Source organism: Sorangiineae bacterium MSr11954, assembly GCA_037157815.1.
GTDB classification, from domain to species: Bacteria; Myxococcota_A; Polyangia; order Polyangiales; family Polyangiaceae; genus Pendulispora; species Pendulispora albinea.
In genome coordinates this window covers 6,028,756-6,045,007 of record CP089984.1, presented here as the reverse complement: position 1 = coordinate 6,045,007, position 16,252 = coordinate 6,028,756, and the positions used below count along the sequence as shown (strand labels likewise).

At 68.2% G+C, this 16,252-nt stretch carries 10 protein-coding genes; 2 read left to right on the top strand and 8 right to left on the bottom strand.

Annotation, left to right across the window (positions count from 1 at the left end; genetic code table 11):
• Positions 1–304: 304 nt before the first annotated feature.
• The gene (locus tag LZC94_23260) at positions 305–3,472 is read left to right on the top strand and encodes a penicillin acylase family protein (protein ID WXB20127.1); all 3,168 of its coding nucleotides are present in this window, start codon (positions 305–307) and stop codon (positions 3,470–3,472) included.
• Between the two features lie 79 nt (positions 3,473–3,551).
• Here the strand turns inward: LZC94_23260 and LZC94_23255 are convergent, their stop codons facing one another.
• The 8 genes from LZC94_23255 to LZC94_23220 form a co-directional block, all read right to left on the bottom strand.
• The gene (locus LZC94_23255) at positions 3,552–4,976 is read right to left on the bottom strand and encodes a hypothetical protein (GenBank protein WXB20126.1); all 1,425 of its coding nucleotides are present in this window, start codon (positions 4,974–4,976) and stop codon (positions 3,552–3,554) included.
• Positions 4,977–5,112: 136 nt separating this feature from the next.
• Positions 5,113–6,228, bottom strand: a complete 1,116-nt coding sequence (locus LZC94_23250) for a hypothetical protein (GenBank protein ID WXB20125.1) — start codon at positions 6,226–6,228, stop codon at positions 5,113–5,115.
• Positions 6,209–7,216, bottom strand: coding sequence for a hypothetical protein (locus LZC94_23245; protein ID WXB20124.1), 1,008 nt, complete (start codon positions 7,214–7,216; stop codon positions 6,209–6,211). Before LZC94_23245 ends, LZC94_23250 begins: the two co-directional genes overlap by 20 nt.
• Positions 7,203–7,883: an RNA polymerase sigma factor gene (locus LZC94_23240; GenBank protein WXB20123.1), complete on the bottom strand. Its 681-nt coding sequence runs from the start codon at positions 7,881–7,883 to the stop codon at positions 7,203–7,205. Before LZC94_23240 ends, LZC94_23245 begins: the two co-directional genes overlap by 14 nt.
• 223 nt (positions 7,884–8,106) lie before the next feature.
• A complete protein-coding gene (locus tag LZC94_23235) occupies positions 8,107–11,982 on the bottom strand; it encodes a protein kinase (protein ID WXB20122.1) in 3,876 nt (1,291 codons plus the stop codon).
• Positions 11,983–12,008: 26 nt separating this feature from the next.
• Positions 12,009–13,406, bottom strand: coding sequence for a copper oxidase (locus LZC94_23230; GenBank protein ID WXB20121.1), 1,398 nt, complete (start codon positions 13,404–13,406; stop codon positions 12,009–12,011).
• Positions 13,403–14,905, bottom strand: coding sequence for a TolC family protein (locus tag LZC94_23225; protein WXB20120.1), 1,503 nt, complete (start codon positions 14,903–14,905; stop codon positions 13,403–13,405). The genes LZC94_23230 and LZC94_23225 overlap by 4 nt, the downstream gene beginning before the upstream one ends.
• A gap of 82 nt (positions 14,906–14,987) precedes the next feature.
• Positions 14,988–15,479, bottom strand: a complete 492-nt coding sequence (locus tag LZC94_23220; GenBank protein ID WXB20119.1) for a hypothetical protein — start codon at positions 15,477–15,479, stop codon at positions 14,988–14,990.
• 88 nt (positions 15,480–15,567) lie between these two features.
• Here LZC94_23220 and LZC94_23215 point away from each other — a divergent pair, with 88 nt between their 5' ends.
• Positions 15,568–16,149, top strand: a complete 582-nt coding sequence (locus tag LZC94_23215; GenBank protein ID WXB20118.1) for a sigma-70 family RNA polymerase sigma factor — start codon at positions 15,568–15,570, stop codon at positions 16,147–16,149.
• Positions 16,150–16,252: the final 103 nt, after the last annotated feature.

The window sequence follows — 16,252 nt, the reverse complement described above, 5'->3', positions numbered from 1 at the left end:
CTCGGGTGCCTTTGGCAAAGGCGAAGACGCAGAGGATGACGCGGGCGAAGGCGGCGGCGGAGCGGGCGACGCGGGCGCGGAAGCTTGTGCCCCCGGCGACGATCCTTGCGGGGCCGGCTCGGTGCGCGGCGATTGGCATGCCACGAGAGCGAGTGCGATCGACAGCGAGACGGCCAACGATTCGGAGGAACGCATACGCGCAGCATACCCGAATTGAAGCGCGACCGATCGATTCGCGGGGCGGGTGACGGCTCTTCGACGGTATGCTCCGCCTTCAGCCATAAACGTACGACGGGGGCCCACCATGACGAATCGGTTTGGTTGGATCATCGGCATTGCCATGCTCGCGGGCGGCTGCAGCAGCGGAGACGGACTCGTTGATGTCGATCCCGAACATTCGAATCGCGAGCAGCTTTTGGCGTCCGACATTTACCTCAATGCCATGCCGCCTGGCTCGAATGGCAATTCGGCGGGGGGGTTGCGGGGTATCGAGCCATTGATACCGACCCTTTATCCGCCCAATTTCACGGACGCACTGCCGCTTTATGGCGATTTGGCATATGCCAAACGAGGTTTGAAATCGGAGACCTGTGCTCCGCCCAAAGACGCGTCGGAGCACACGGCCTCCTCCGATCTGGCGTGCAATTACTTCAAGCGCGAAGCGCTCGTGCCGGACGTGGTGAAATCCACGTCGACCTTGCGAACGCCAGATGGAAAGCAGGTCACCCTCCAGCGCGACGGGTGGGGCGTGCCCTTCATCGACGCGCCCGATCGGCAGGCCGCCATGTACGGTTTCGGCTACGCGTCCGCCCAGGATCGATTGTGGCTGCACGACGTGCTCCGGCACATCGGGCGCGGCCGTCTCTCGGAGTACCTGGGGCCCGCGCAATTCTTTTACGACTTCGACGCCAACTTCGCCACCTTGGCCGGCTACAGCGAGGAGGAGCTCACGGCCATGGTGGAGAGCACGCGCACGAAGGCCGGGCCCCTCGGTGAGCTCATCGTCCGCGATCTCGACAGCATGGTGAGCGGGATCAACGCGTACATCGACTCGCTGGCCGGGCCCAATTTGCTCAAGATCCCGCCCGAATATACGTTCTTGCGCCCGTTCGGATATCCGCCCGCCAAATGGACCCGAAACGATATCGTTGCTTCGGCAACGTTGATCCAATCGCTCTTTGCCACCGGCGGGGGAGGGGAGCACCTGAATGCCTTGTTGCTTCAATACCTCGACGGCAATGTCAAACCGGGTGCGACCTCGCTCGCGGGGCCGGCCTGTGAGCTCTGGCGCGATCTCCGTCACGGCGACGATCCCGACGCGACGCGCACCATCGCCAGCGCGTTCCCCACGCAGTCCCCGCCCGCGGTGAGCGAAGCGTGCCCGCAGGCGCTTCCACCGGGGGTGGCGCTCTGGGATCCGGGGAGCTTTCGGACGCGGTCGATCTTTCAGACGAACCTGGGCATCCTGTTAGGCCTCGGTGCGGGCGCGGCCAAGTCGCAGCCGGGGGTCGGGTCCGGGGCGGCGGGCGCTTCGCGGGCTTCGAATGCAGCGAGCGCGAAATCGGAGGAGCGGCATTTCGATGCGGCGCTCGATCCGTTTCAGGGCTCGCGCGATGCCTTGCGGCGCGCGGGGATGCCGCTGCCCAATACGATGTCGAACTTCATTGGCGTGACCGCCGATCAGACCAAGGCGGGGCATCCCATCGCGGTGATGGGGCCGCAATCGTCGTATTTTCTGCCGCAGCTGCTCTGGGAGGTGTCGATTCGCTCGCACGGCGGCACACCGCAGGATTTCGAAGGGCGCGGCGTGGTGTTCGGTGATCTGCCCTACATCAACATCGGGCGCGGGGTGGACTTCGCGTGGAGCGCCACGTCGGGCGGCTCGGACCAAGTGGATATTCGCGTCTCCAAGCTCTGCAATCTCTCGGGGAGCGCACCTTCGCGCGAGGACGCCAACCGTGACGGTTTCCCCGACGCCGACGGCTACCTCTTCGACGAAGGCGACGGCCGCGGTCCCACCTGCCACCGGTTCTACAAACGCACCGATCGATGGAACGTGATCCCCACCCCCGCCAGCCTGGCCACCAGCGGCGGCGTCGTCCAATTGCCGCACGTGGCATCGCGGTACGTCCTGCGGACCCACTACGGCCCGGTCTTCGCCACGGCGTTGGTGTCCGGGGTGCCGGTGGCCATTTCGCTTCAGCGCGCCACGTTCTTTGGCGAGCTCGAAACGGCGACCCCCTATGCGCTGGTGGGCACGAGGGTGGTGAAGGACGCGGCCAGCTTTCAGCGCCTCTTCAACGGCAGCACCGGGACATTCAATTGGCTCTATGTCGACAAGAACGACATTGGCTACATTCATAGCGGCCTGTTTCCGCTGCGCGATCCGGCCCAGCACCCGGAGCTCCCCGTCTGGGGCGACGGGCGCTTCGAGTGGCAAAACATGCGCGACTTGCCGTCGAGTTACTTTTCGAGCTTTGGTGGCAACAAGCTGTTCGTGACCAACACGGCCACCCCCGTCGCGCAAGGCGATCCGCTCCAAGGCTACTTCGAGTGGAGGGACTTTTTGCCGCTGGCCGCGCACCCTCACGCCATCAATCCGGCGAGCGGAACGATCGCGAGCTGGAACAACAGCCCGGCCCGAGGCTGGTGGGCGGCCGACGCCAATGGCAGCTACGGCGCCACCCACCGGGTGGATATGCTGCAAAAACGGCTCGATGCGTTTCAGCTCTCCGGGAGGAAGCACGATATCGCGAGCATGATCGAGGTGATGGCCGACGCGGCCTACACCGATCTGCGCGGGCAGGAGCTCGTGCCGCTGCTCCTCCCGCTCTTGCGCGCGGGGGCATTGACCGCCGATCAGGCGAAGGTCGTCGACATGATGCAAGCTTGGGTCGACGAGGGCTCGAACCGCTGGATCACCGGCGGCCCCGGGCTCGGCGCCTTCCGGCGCGATCGCAACAAAGATGGCAAATACGATCACCGCGCGCAGGTCGTCCTCATGGACGCCTGGTACCCGCGGTTGATCGAGAAGCTCTTGCCCGAGCTCGACGCGCTCGACAAGGCGCACGTCCCCGTCCTTCAGGGCCGCGACGACGCGCCGAACGCCAAGGGCTCGGCGTATCAGCAAGGCTGGTTTCAGCATATGAAACGCGTTCTGCAAATGGCGCAGGGCACCCCGGGCCACCATGACTACCGTCGATTGAGGTGCGCCGGCGACGGCAGCGCCGCGAGCTGCCGCCGAGCGGCCCTCGATGCGTTGACCTCGGCGTTGGCCGATCTGGGCGGGGTCGCCAACAGCGCCAATTGGGATGGCAGCGCGCTCTCCAACGCCAAGGGCAAGTCGGGGGCGGTCGTCGAGGACTACGATGCGGTCGAGCACACGGCGATGAGCTTCCTCACCGTCAAGCCGATTCATTGGGTGAACCGGCCGACGTTCCAGCAGGTGGTGCAGATTTTCTCATCGCGCTAACGGAATCTGCTGCTGCGCGCGCGATGAGCGGCGGCTCCCCCTCCCTCTGTGGGGAGGGGAGTTATCCGCCGAACGCGGATCAGCGGATATCAGGAACGCACCGGCCGGAGCTGCACACGAGGGGGGCGCAGCAATCGGAATTTTTCTCGCAGCCGCCGCATTGGCCGCCTTTGCAGGCGTTTGCGCAGTCGTTGCAGGAGTTGCACGTTTGGGTGGGCGGACGGCAGCCGGGAACGTCGAGGATGGCCTCGTCGTAGTGGATCGTGAGGCCTCCGGCGAAGCGAAGGCTCTCCGCGAAGATGGCGCCGGAGATTTCGAATTTGCCCGAGGGGATCACGGGGGCGTTGGGGGCGTAGAAATTGCCGCCGACATTGGCCCTGCCGGCGATCTCGAAGGTGGGACCACCAACGTAGACGCGCACCTTGGAGGGTGCGGCGACGGATCCGAAGCCGGAGTCTCCCGCCATTCGGAATTTGCCGGCGACGAAGAGATCGATTTCGGCGCCCGGCGCAAGATTGATGTCGAACTTGCCCGCGGTGTCGAGATCGCCGGCGACGAACACGGCGACCCGCCCCTGAATGTTCAGGGTGATGGCGGCGCCGCCGATTTTGGAGAGATAGTACTTGCCGCATGGCAGCGTAACCGCTCCTCCCTGGACCAAAACGTCCTCGGTAATGCCCGCAACGGCGTTGTCGTTGGCGGTCTTGAACGGCGAGACGATATTGGCGATATCGAGTTTGTTCGTACAGTCGCACGGCGTGGGAATGACCACGTTGGCGTCGGGCGCGGTGACCACACCGGTGCTGCCAAAGCCGGTTACGCTCTTGGTATCCGGGATGTGGACCTTGCCGTTGGCCTTGGTGACGGATTCGTTCGTGCCGTTGACGTCACCCTTGGCGTGCACGTCGCCGCCGACGGTGACCGTTCCTTGGGCGCGTGTCTCGCCACCGGCCCAGGTGTCGTTCTTGAGGGTGCCGTCCGCGCCCAAGGTGAGGACGGTGCCCGTATCCTTGCGGACATTGGCCGCATAGCCGGAGCCGCCGATATTGAAGCGGCCATTGACGACGAGCTTCTCGTTGGTGCCGAGCGAGCCGCCGCTGCGGTTGGACGAGCCCGTGCTCGAGTTGAACGAGTCGGTGAGGATGTCGCCGGAGATATCCATGTTGCTGCAGGAGCAAGCCGCCATTTTGAACAGCTTGCGCCCGAGGTCGCCGGTGCAAAGGGAGCCGCCCGGGAGGGGGATGGCCGCGCCGGTTCCCCGGCAGAAATCGCCCGGGTTCGTGCCCGAGTCGCGGTCGCCGGGGCGGGAGCCATCGGCGCGGCCGCCGTCGGAGAAGCCGCCGCCTGGGGAGTCGCCGCCGTTGTTTCCTCCGTTGCCGCCGTCGTTGCCGTTGCCGCTGGGGGGGCCGTTGATGGCGTCGACCGAGGAACTTCCGCACCCTGCGCCCCATGTCGCTGCGATGAAGAACGTGGCGATGCATCCAGCGAGGGGCGACATGCGCATGAGCAATCCTTCTTTCTCGGTCGTCGTGAGGTCGTTGCGTCGATGGTCGGGCGAATCGGGCGGCGCGCACCCAACGATGCGCGCGCTCGTGGGGTAGTCGCGGCCCGTGTCGAGAACGGCTCACGCAAAATGCATTTTACAGATCGACCTCCAGGGCGGTGGTGATGGCAAGGCTGGGGCGGAGCGCCGAGCCGACGTCCTCCGACACGAAGCGCACCACCGGGCGTGGAAAGCCCATTAAAAGGCGCCCATCGAGGGCGATGCGCGCGGTGCGCGAAAGTGCGAGGGAGCCGCCGGCGGAGAGCGAGGTGAGAAACGCCCAGGTGGCATCGTGTCCGTCGCGGTAGGGTTCGCGCGCGTCGCCGTCGACGCGAAGATGGTAGACGCCGAGGCCGGCTGCCGCGCGCGGTTGGAGCCATGCGACCGCACCAAGGCGGGGAGACCATGTGAGCTCCGCCAGGCCAAGCTCCTGGCGCAGGTGGGCAACGCCTTGTGCGGCGCGTACGGTGGCGCCGAACGCGGGGGCCATGGCGAAGACGCCGAGGCGAAAGGGGCCCGCGATGGGAAAGGCGAGCGACACGGTGGGGGCCACGGCAAGGCCGAGATCGGGGCCGGACCAGAGGAGGCCGAGGCCGACGTCGAGAAACACGCGGGGCGCGGGCCGCTCGTCGACGCTGGCGTTCGTGTCGCCTTCGGGTGCGGTGGGCGGAATGGGGGCCGACTGGACGAAGTGCGCGACGTCGTCGGGCGGTGGATCGGCGGACTGCGACTCCATGGCGAACGGCTCGATCAGGCTGGCGCGCATCAGCTCGAGCACCCGCATCGCCAGGGTGGCGGGATCGTCTTGGCCTTCGATTTTGCGGAGCACCGTCTTGTGGGTGACGTGATCGGCGATCCAAATATCCGTTCCGAGGGGCGTGCGGCGGATCAAGATGGTCGCCACGAAGGCGCGCGGCGTTCTCCGCTCGCCTGCGGCGGCGCTCGGGCGAGGCGAGGGGGCCTCGGCTTCGACCTCGGCGCGGGGATCGTCGTCGCGGCGGGCGGTGCGCTCGCCCACGTCGAAGCCCGCGCTGCGAAGCTCGGAGGCCACGCGCAGGTAGGTCTCGGCGAGGAGAGGATCGCGCTTGCTCGGGCCCTCGCGGACGATGAGCACGTGCGAGGGCTCGCGGGCCTGCGCGCCGGTGGAGCAAAGCAGGGCGAGCCCGAGGACGATGGCAACGAGGGCGCTGTGTTCAGTGACCCTTGGTCTCACGGGGTTGCGCGATCTCCAGCGCCGGCTTCTCGTAAGGGCCATGGGGGTAACGTCGCAGATAATCGATGGCCAGCGCGCGCGCTTCCTGCTTGCCCGATTGGCGCGCCACCAGCACCATCTTTCGCCCCAGCGCATCGCCCGCGAAGGTGCCCGCGGGGGCCTCGCGAAGGTAGGTCGAGTACCAGGTGATGGCGTCGTCGGGCCGGTTGGCGTGCTCTTCGCTCAGGCGCCCCAAGACGAAGGCCGCGATGCGCGCGTCGTCGCTCGCGGGGAAGCGGTCGCGAATGGCCTCGTAAACGGCGCGCGCCTGCAAATCTTCGTCGCCCGAGTAGCGTACGGCGTCGCCGAGCGCGCGCAGATCCGAGACGGGGCGCGTTCGAAGCACGTGTCCGAAGCCGGCGGCTCTGGCCTCGCGAAGGACGCGCTGGAAGTCGCCCCGACCTACCAGCTCCCGCCAGGACACCTTTGCGATGGCTGCCGCCGCAGGCTTGTCGGGCTTCGCGGCGGCCGCCGTCTCCGTGCCCTCGGCGATGGCGCTTTCCGTGACGGCGCTTTCGGCGACGGCGTTTTCCGTGACGGCGCTTTCGGCGACGCCCGAGTCCTCCGGCGCCGTGTCGGCCTTTGGCGCGGTGGCCGCCGCCGAGCCTTTTGCGATCCCCGCCGCGGACGGCGCCTTTTCCTGCGCGTGCGGCGCGAGCCGGGTCGGGTCTTGCGGCGTGCGCGTCCAGTACCGCGTGGCGGCGGTGGCCACCACCGCGAGGGTCGCCACCGTTCCCGCGGCCGCCAGCGCGTAGAGCCGCACCTTGGTCGGGCGGCGCATTTTTTCGACCGAGGCAATCAGCCGCGCGCGGCCCTCGAGGTGCTCGCGGCGGGTGACGGGCGGGCTGGCGCTTTGCATGAGCCCTTCGAGCCCTTGGAGCTCGCGAAGCGCTTCGAGCTTCGCGAGGCGCGCCATCTCGTCGTGCTCGGGGCTTTCACGGTTCGGCATGGGGATCCTCTTCGGGCCGTGGTGCCGGCGCGACCTCGCTCGCAGTGCGGGTGGTGATGTACGACTGCAAAAGGGGTTCTTCGCGGGCGCGGCGGAGCACGTGTTCGTCCGCGCGCGCGAGGCAGCGCTTGGCGGTGGCCAGCGAGCAACCGAGGGCGCCGGCCACTTCGGTCAGCTCGTAGCCCTCGCCGTGCCGCAAGGCGAACGCCAGGCGATCGCGGTCGGCGAGCTCCCCGAGCACGGCATAGAGGCGAAGCAGCGCCGCGCGCGACGAGGGATCGTGCGCCGCCGAGGCCACGTCGGGCACGTGGCCGTCGCCCGTCAGCCGGAGCCAGCGCCGAACGCGCCGTTTGCGCAGCGCCGAGCGCGCCACGCGCAGCGCAATGCCGAAGAGAAACGAGCGCACGGCGGACGGATCGCGCAGTCCGTCGATGTTGCGAAAGAACCCGACGAACACCTCTTGTACGAGATCGTCCACGTCCCAGCCCGGGCCGAGCGTGCGATAGAGCAGCGCGCGCACCGCGGGGAAGTGCCGGTCCCAAAGCCATGTGGCCGCCCGCGGATCCCGAGCGCGCGCGAGCGCAACGAGCTCGGCGTCGCTTCGTTCGGGCTCACCGTCCGGCGGAGAGCCGGAGCGCGCGCGCGACTTGACGGACGACGGGCCCATGACAGCCCCATAGTAGCCGCCCGGGTCGAAAACGGCTCACCGACGGCGCCCGCCCGGCGAAAGGCCTGCGAAACGGCGCACAGGCCGGCGGGTTCGCGCGGCGCGCGGGCGTTCGCGGGTTGCACGGCGCACGGGCCGGCGGGTTCGCGCGGCGCGAGGGCGTTCTCGGGTTGCACGGGCGCGCGGGCGTTCGCGGGGTCGCACGGCGAACGGGCCGGCGCGCCTACCGAATCGAGCACCCCATGGCGCGGGCGCGGCGCCGCGCCTCTTCGGCGGTCTTGGAGCTCGGCTTGGCGTTGCCCCACCGCTGCACGACCACGCGGTACGCTTCGCACGCGCCTGCCTTGTCGCCGGAGCGCTCTTTGGCGTCCCCCAGCCAGAGGTGCGAGCGGGTGTTGGCGAAGGGCTGCTCGAAGCTCATACAACTCTTGGCCGCCGGCTCGAGCCACTCGATGGCCCGCGCATAGTCGCCGGCGCCGAGCGCCACCCGCCCGTGGTGCATGCCCGCGAGGCGCAGATCGAAGCCATTGAACCCCACGCTGGGCGTGCGCTCCGAAAGCGGAGGCATCTGGCGCCAGCCTCGGGCGGCAAAGTCGCGCGTCTCGCTCACGGGACCCCAGAGAAAGGCCCACGAATCGAGCTTCCCCAGCCGGCCCGCCACGCTGGCCTCCCACAGGTTCCCGCGCGCCAGCCAATCGGCGGCCGTGATGCGGCCATGGCGGAGCAAAGAGCCGAACATGGAAGGCTCGTACGACATGAGCTCCGGTGTCGGATCGCCGATGGTCCACACCGCCTTGCGCTTGAGGAACTGCTCGGCGACGGCGCTGGCGCGCTCGAAGTGCCCCGTCTCCTCCGCGGTGTCGATGAGCATCATCGCCGGGCGCAGGTGCCAGAGGAGCGAGGGATCGCCGGACGTCTCCTTGGCGAGCTGGGTGGCGAGGCGCTCGGCCTTGTCGAAATCGCCGCGGAAGGCCGCCAGGTGCGCCATGGCGTTGAGCCATCGCGCGGAGTGATGCTCGACGGCGTGGCTCAATTGCTGGCGGACCGCCTCCTCGATGGTCTCGTCCGGCGCGCCGTCTTGCGCGAGCGCCAGCGCCAATTGCCAGTACGCCGAGCCGCTGTTGGGCGCGCGCGCGATCCAGCGCCGCGTCTCTTGCGCGAGCTCCGAGCAGCGCCCGCGCCAGCGCAGGATCAAGACGCGGTCGTGCATGCAATCGGCCGCGCCAGGCGAGGTGCGAAGGCACTCCTCCAGCGCCGAGAGCTCGTCGTCGAGCCTCCCCAAGCGCGCCAAGATGCGGCCTTGCGCCTGCCAGGCGTCGGCGTACTTGGGGTCGATGTCCGTCGCCCGCTTGGCCAGCTCGAGCCCGTGCTCCAGCGCCGCCTCGTCCAAGGGCAGCTGCAGGCGGATGGTGCCGGCGGTGAGCAAAAGCTCGGCGTCGCGCGGGAAGCGCTCGAGCCCCACCTCGACGATGCGCCACGCGAGCTCGCGATCGGGCGGGTCCATGATCACGAGCGGCAGCATCGAATCGAAGAGCACCCGATCGCGATCGCTCAAGGCGTCGCGCAGCTCGGCGGCCAGGCGAAAGTGCTCGCGCTGCCGGCCGATGGGGTCGTACCACATGGTGCTCATGAGCCGCCGCAGCTGCGCCTCCGGGCACGAGGGATCCGCCGCCGCCGCGCGCTCGAAGGCGACCGCCGCCAGCTCCCAGTTGGCCTCGCGCAAGGCGGCCAGACCATCGCGGTAGTGCGCCACCGCCGAGGGGCTGCACTTGGGCGAGGCCGGGTGCGCGATGATGAAGGTGCCCGCCGGCAAGGCGGCGGCTTCGTGCGCGTCGTGCTTGGGCGGTGTCTTGTTGCGAAGCCGGCCCACGACCACGGTGGCGATCATCAGCGCGCAGAGGGCGACCACCAGCAAGGTCGAGCGCCGGCCCGAGAGCCACGAGCGCGATCCGCCGGCGTGCTTCTTTCCGGTGGTGGCCGAGCGCGCGAGCTCGCCCTCGGCGACGCTTCGCAACGAGGGCGGGGTGGTCTGAGGCTCGCGCGACGACGCATCGGGCGCGCCCGCGCCGCCGAGGCTCCGCGAGATCGCAGGTTGGTTGCCCGTCACATCGGGTGAGGCGCCCAGCGCGGAGACCACGTCGCGCATGGTCGGAAAGCGTTCGCCCTCGGCCTTGGCGAGGGTCCGCAGGATCACGTTCGCGACATGCGCGGGGACGGCGTCGCCGAGCGGCTTCGGATCCTCCGAGAGCGCCACCGCGGCCACGCTCAGCCCACCGCGCCGCAGCACCCACGGGAGCGAGCCGCTGAACACCTCGAAGGCGACCACGCCCCATGAGAACTGATCCGCCCGTCCGTCGATGCGATCGCCGCGTGTCTGCTCCGGGGCCATATACCCCGGCGTACCGACCACACGCGTGTTCGTCATGGCCAGGTCCGACGTCTCGTCGTCGCTCCCGGCGTGCGGGAGCTCGATGTCCGCCGGTCCTTCGCGGTAGCGCGCGATGCCGAAGTCCAGCACCTTGACGGTGCCGTCGTCGCGGATCATCACGTTGTCCGGCTTGATGTCGCGGTGCACGAGCCCCTTCTCGTGGGCGGCCGCCAGGGCGCGCGCGACGTCGATCATCCACCCCAGGCGCGTCTCGAAGGGCGGGTACGAGGTGCCGACGAACGCGCGGAGCGATTGCCCCTCGACGTACTCCATCGCGATGAACGGCACGCCTTCGTGCTCGCCCACGTCGTGGATGGCCACCACGTTGGCGTGGCTGAGCGCCGCCGCCGCGCGCGCCTCGCGCAAGATGCGGGCAGACGACTCGGTCGGCGCGTGGAGCGCCCGCTCCCGGTGCAGCACCTTGAGCGCCACCGAGCGCCGCAGCCGCGTATCGAAGGCGCGAAAGAGCTCGCCCATGCCGCCCACGCCGACCCGCGCTTGGAGCAGGTAGCGCCCGGCGAACGTCATGCCCGCGCGCAGCCCCCGCTCCGACTCTTGGCTGATTCGCGACGAGGGCGCGCTGCTGGCCGCGCCGTCTTTCTCGTGGGCGTGCGGGGGCAGCACGGCGCGCTCGGTGGCGGCGAGCGCCTCCGCCTCCGCGCTCTTGGGATCGACTTCCATGTTGGGCGCCACGCTCACCCGCGGCCCCTCGTGGCGCGCGCGCGATCCGGTGGTCGGCGCGCTCGGGGCCGAGGACAGCGTCTTGACCACCGGCGGCATCGAAGCCATCGGCTCGTGCTCGAATCCGAGCGCATCCCCTACGCCGAGCGGTGCGCGCCGGCTTCGCCAGCTCGGTTCGCGCAGGGCCGCCGGCTGCGCCTCGAGGATCCGTTCGAGCTCGTCGCGAACGTCGGCGGCGCTCTCCGGTCGCTCCTCGGGGTTGGGATGCAAAAGCCGGCCGAGGAGGGGAGCCAGCTCGGAGGAAGGCGACGGCATGGTCTCCGGCGCCGGCGAGGGCTTGCCCGTGAGCGCGTGGACAATCACGGAGCCGAGCGCAAACAAGTCCACCCGCACGGCGCGTTTGAAGTCGGGCGCCCGCGCGGTGTGATCGCGAACGGGGAGCCCGAAGTCGAGCAGCTTCGCCTGGGCGACGGCCCTTCGCATCATGCGATCGCGGTCGCCCTCGCCGCCGCCACTACTGCCACTGCCGCTGGCGGCGCCGCTGCTGCTCGGAGCGCTCGGCAAATAGACGTTCGACGGCTTGAGATCCCCGTGCGCGATCCCCGAGGTGTGAAGCGCGTCCAGCCCTTCGGCCAGGCGGTGCGCGAGGGTCAGCACCTGCACGAAGGAGAGCGGCCCGTGGACGAGCCGCTTGGCGAGCGTCTCGCCGGGGAGCCACTCCATGACGAGGAAGCGCTCGTCGTCGATGCTGATCCCGTGCGAGAGGTAGCGGATGATCGCGGGGTGATGGATCCCCGCCAGCACACTGATCTCCGTCACGAAGCGCCCGATTTCGGGCGCCCGGTGCGGGTGGATCACTTTGAGCGCGACCTGCCCCGAGGTCACCCGATCGACCGCGCGGTACACGATCCCAAGGGCTCCGACCCCCGCTTCTTCCTCGATCGCAAAGCGATCGGCGAAGAGCGGAGCGGTCCCATGCGAACGACGCACGTGACGAGTGTACTCGGAAGAGCTACTCATCTGCGAGGTGGAGGTGGAGGTTCTCCGGATGCGCGCCCAGCCGGTGTACCTGCTGCCGGTGTACCTGCTGCCGGTGCGCTCGACGTCGCCGTAGCCGACGCCGGGGCGGCCATCGCGATTGGCGCGATCGGCGGTACCTTGCTCGGGTCGACTTTGTGCGCGACCGTGCCCTCGGGGTGCTTGTACCAGCCGGGATCCTGGCTGTAATCGGTGAGCCCCTCGCGGATCTTGATGACGGTGAACATTCCGCCCATCTCGATCGGACCGAACGGACCGTCCCCTGCCATCATGGGCAAGGTGTTCTTGGGGCGGCCCATGTCCATCATGTTGCCCATTCCATTTTCGCCCATCGCCATATAGCCGGGAAGAATCTTCCGCACCTTTTGCTCGACGCTACCTTGCTTCACGCCGATCAGATTCGGAATTTCGTGGCTCATGGCGTTCATGGTGTGATGCGATTTGTGACAATGGAAGGGCCAATCGCCCGGATTGTCCGCAAGGAATTCGATGTCGCGGGTGGTCCCGACCGGCACGTCCACTGTGGTCTCGGGCCAACGTGCGCTCTCGCGGATCCGGCCGCCGTCGGTCCCCGTGATCTCGAAATTGTGGCCGTGGATATGAATCGGATGATTGTCCATGCTCAGATTGCCGAGTCGGATGCGCACGCGGTCGTTTTTCTTCACCACCAGGGGCGCGGTCCCCGGCCACACGCGGCTGTTGAAGGTAAAAATGTTGAAGTCGGTCATGACCGCCGGGTTGGGGCGCGCCGTGCCCGGGGCAATGGCCCACTCCATGAGCATGATCGCAAAGTCGCGGTCGACACGTTCGTGCACACGGGGGTGGACGATGAAAAAGCCCATCATGCCCAGCGCCATCTGCACCATCTCATCGGAGTGAGGGTGGTACATGAAGGTCCCCGGCTTTCGCACCACGAACTCATAGACATACGTCTCCCCTGGTTCGATGTGCGGCTGGAGCAACCCGGCAACACCATCCATGCCGTTGGGAAGAATGATCCCATGCCAGTGCGCGCTCGTCCGTTCCGGGAGGCGATTGGTGAGAAAGATGCGAACCCGATCGCCCTCCACCGCTTCGATGGTTGGGCCTGGCGTCAATCCGTTGTAGCCCCAGGCATTGACAATCATGCCCGGTGCGAACTCGCGCTTCACTTCCTCCGCCACCAAGTGAAACACTTTGACGTTCCCATCCATGATCCACGGAAGCGATCCTCCGTTGGGGGTGATCACCGGGGTGTAGGGGAGCGGGCCGCGTGGTGTCGCGGTCGGTTGGGAGAGGCCCGGGGGAAGGGCGGCGTCCGCACGTTTCACCGGGGCAGCCAGGACGGCGCCGCCGAGGAGGGCGGCGCTCGAGAGGATATCGCGTCGGGAAATCATGAGGCACCGTGGTGATGTTCGTGGGAAGAAGGGGACTGCGGTTGCTGCGGTGACGAGGGCTTCTGCGGCGCGGGGGATCCGGATGGCGCGGAAGGCGCGGGCGGATGGCCTTGCGGTGGGGGGAGCCTTCCGCCGACGGCGCGCTCCAGATCGGCGCGGGCGACCCAGTAGCTGCGCGCAGCGTCGATGAAGGCGCTGTAGGCGTTGATCTCGGCTTGCTTGGCTTGCAGCAGCTGAAAGACGCCGAGCAGCATCGCATTGTACTGCTCCTGCGCCAGGGTCACGATGCGCTCTTGGAGCGGAACGAGCACCTTCTGGTAGCGCTCGAGCACCCCGCGGCTCAATGTCAGCCGCGCGCGCAGGGCCCGCACCTCGGAGCGAATGTCGACGGCGATCGCCCGGATGCGAAAGTGGCTTTGCCGCACCTCCGCCTCCAGCCGCGCGATGACCGCCTGGCGCTGATCGAAGATGGGCAGCTCGATGGATGCGTTGGGCTCGAAGTCCCAGCCCCCACCTTCGCCGCCGTGGCGATCGGCGGTGAGGCCCACGTCGAGGCCGCCCAACCAGCGAAACCCTCGGGTCATGGCCAAGGACTTTTCGAGGGCGGAGCTCTCCAGCTTTGCGGCGGCGAGGTCGAGCCGCTGATCGATGGCCAGCGTCTCCAGCGACTCCAACGGCGGCTCGGAGGTGGGGATCTCCGCGACCCGCCCGCGGATCCGCCACCCGAGCTGCTTGCCCCAGAGCCCCAGCTCGCGATTGAGCTCCTCGCGCGCTTCGATGGCCTCGGTCTCCGCGCGCGTGAGCTCCAGGCGAACGGCTTCGTACTGACCTTCTTGCGTGGCGAGCTCGAAGTCGTTCAGGTTCCCGGCTTCGTGCTGGCCGCGCGCGAGCTCGATGCTGGCCTCGGCCGCCTCCAAAATGGTGCGGCGCATGGCGACCATTTGCTCCGCCGCTTGCGCGTGGACATAGGCCACCTTGGTGTTGCGGGCGGTCTCGAGGACGGCGTCGGCCACGCGCAGCTTGGTGGCCTCGAGCCTTCGATTGGCGATCTTCTTGCGGGCGGCGAGGGTGAGCACGCTCAGAAAGTCCTGGGTGACGCCCAGGGTTTCGGTGGGCAGCGGCCCTTGCCGATCGCCGAGTCGGACGCTCGCGCCGAAGGTGGGGTTGCGCAAGAGGCCCGCTTGCACCACGTCGGCTTGCGCGATGCCGAGCTCCTCGTAGGTGCCGAGGAGCTTTCGGTTGTTGAGCAGGGCGATCTGCACGGCGACGTCCTCGCTCATCTCGTGCTCGAGCATGCGGGCGATGGCCTTGGCGACCTCCGTGTCCTCCAGGGTGCCGTTGTTCCAATAGAGCCGTCTTCCCCCGGTGCGCTGCTCGACCAGGGCGGAGACCTCCTTGAAGGCGGGTTTGGGCGACGTGGAGGCACACGCCGCGAGGTTGGGAATGGCAGCCGCAAACACCAAGGTCGCGGCGATGCGACGAAGCAAACAGCGAAACATGAAATTCCTCCGGCTCCGCACGATCCACGTGCGGGGCGGTGCTGATCCAATCGACGGGAGAGGCGGCGCGACCCGTGTGCGATCAGATCAAATAAACTCGGAGGAACGAGGGCGTGGGCGGGCGCCTTGGCGGCCGTGCGCGTTCGAGCCTTGCCCGAGCGCGGGCCATGGCCGCGTGCGTGCGCGTGTTCGTGTCATCGCGTGAAAAAGGGTGCACCTCGGGCAAGACGCCGAGCCAGGGGGCGGCGGCGACGTCGGGCGCGGGGGAGGCGTGCACCATGCGGAGATCACTTGGCGTGATGGCTTTGCAGCACGTGGCGCCATCCACGAAGAAGGGGCTTGGCGTGGGGCACTCGCCGGCTTCGGCTGCGCCAAACGCGCCCGATGCCATGGACGCGCCCGATGCGATCGCGGCGGAGCGCGCGTGCTGCGCCTTCAGGGCTGCGCAACAGGCGTGGGGGGCGACGGTGCCCATGGGCGCGCAAAAGAAGTACGGCGTTCCGGCGCGAGCGACGGCGAAGACCATCGCGAACGCGAGCACGAAGGCGGCAGCGCGTGCGATGGAGCGCGTCAACGTGTTCAATCGCCGGTACGCCACTCTCACCAAGGCGCAGCTTAGTGAGCGCCATCGCTTCGTGCAACCGCATGCTACACCTTGGTCCATGTCGGAAGGTGCCACGGCGGGATCGGGTGAGGAGCGGCTTCGCACGTTGCTGGGTGAGCGCGCGCGCCTCCTTGCCTTCGTGGAAAGGCGGGTCGGTTCGCGCGAGCTCGCCGAAGAGATTCTTCAGGACGCCTTCGTGCGCGGCGTCGAAAAAGCCAGCGAGGTCCGCGCCGACGAGTCGGTGCTCGCCTGGTTCTACCGGCTGCTACGCAACTCCATCATCGACCGCCGCCGCCGAACCGCCGCCAACACCCGCGCCACGACCGCGCTCGCCGCCGAACACGACGCGTTCGGCGCCGGCCGTCTCGAGAGCGACGCCGAGCGCGGCGAAATCTGCTCGTGCATGTCCGAGCTGATCGGGACGCTCAAACCCGAGTACGAGACCGCCATTCGCTCGGTCGATCTGGAGGGGGGAACGGTGGGGCAGCTCGCCGCCGCAACAGGAATCAGCGCCGGAAATGCCGCCGTCCGGCTGCACCGGGCTCGTCAAGCGTTGGGACAAAGGCTGCGCAGCACCTGCGGAGCTTGCGCCGAGCATGCCTGTCTGGACTGTGGGTGCAAAAAGAACTCGAAGGTGTAATGGGTTGGCAGCAACTGCGTCTGCGTGGGCATGACGATGACGGACTTGGATAAAAAGGGCGGGGGAGGCTCATGCTGCCATGGCGGGACGCCGAAAGCGTCGA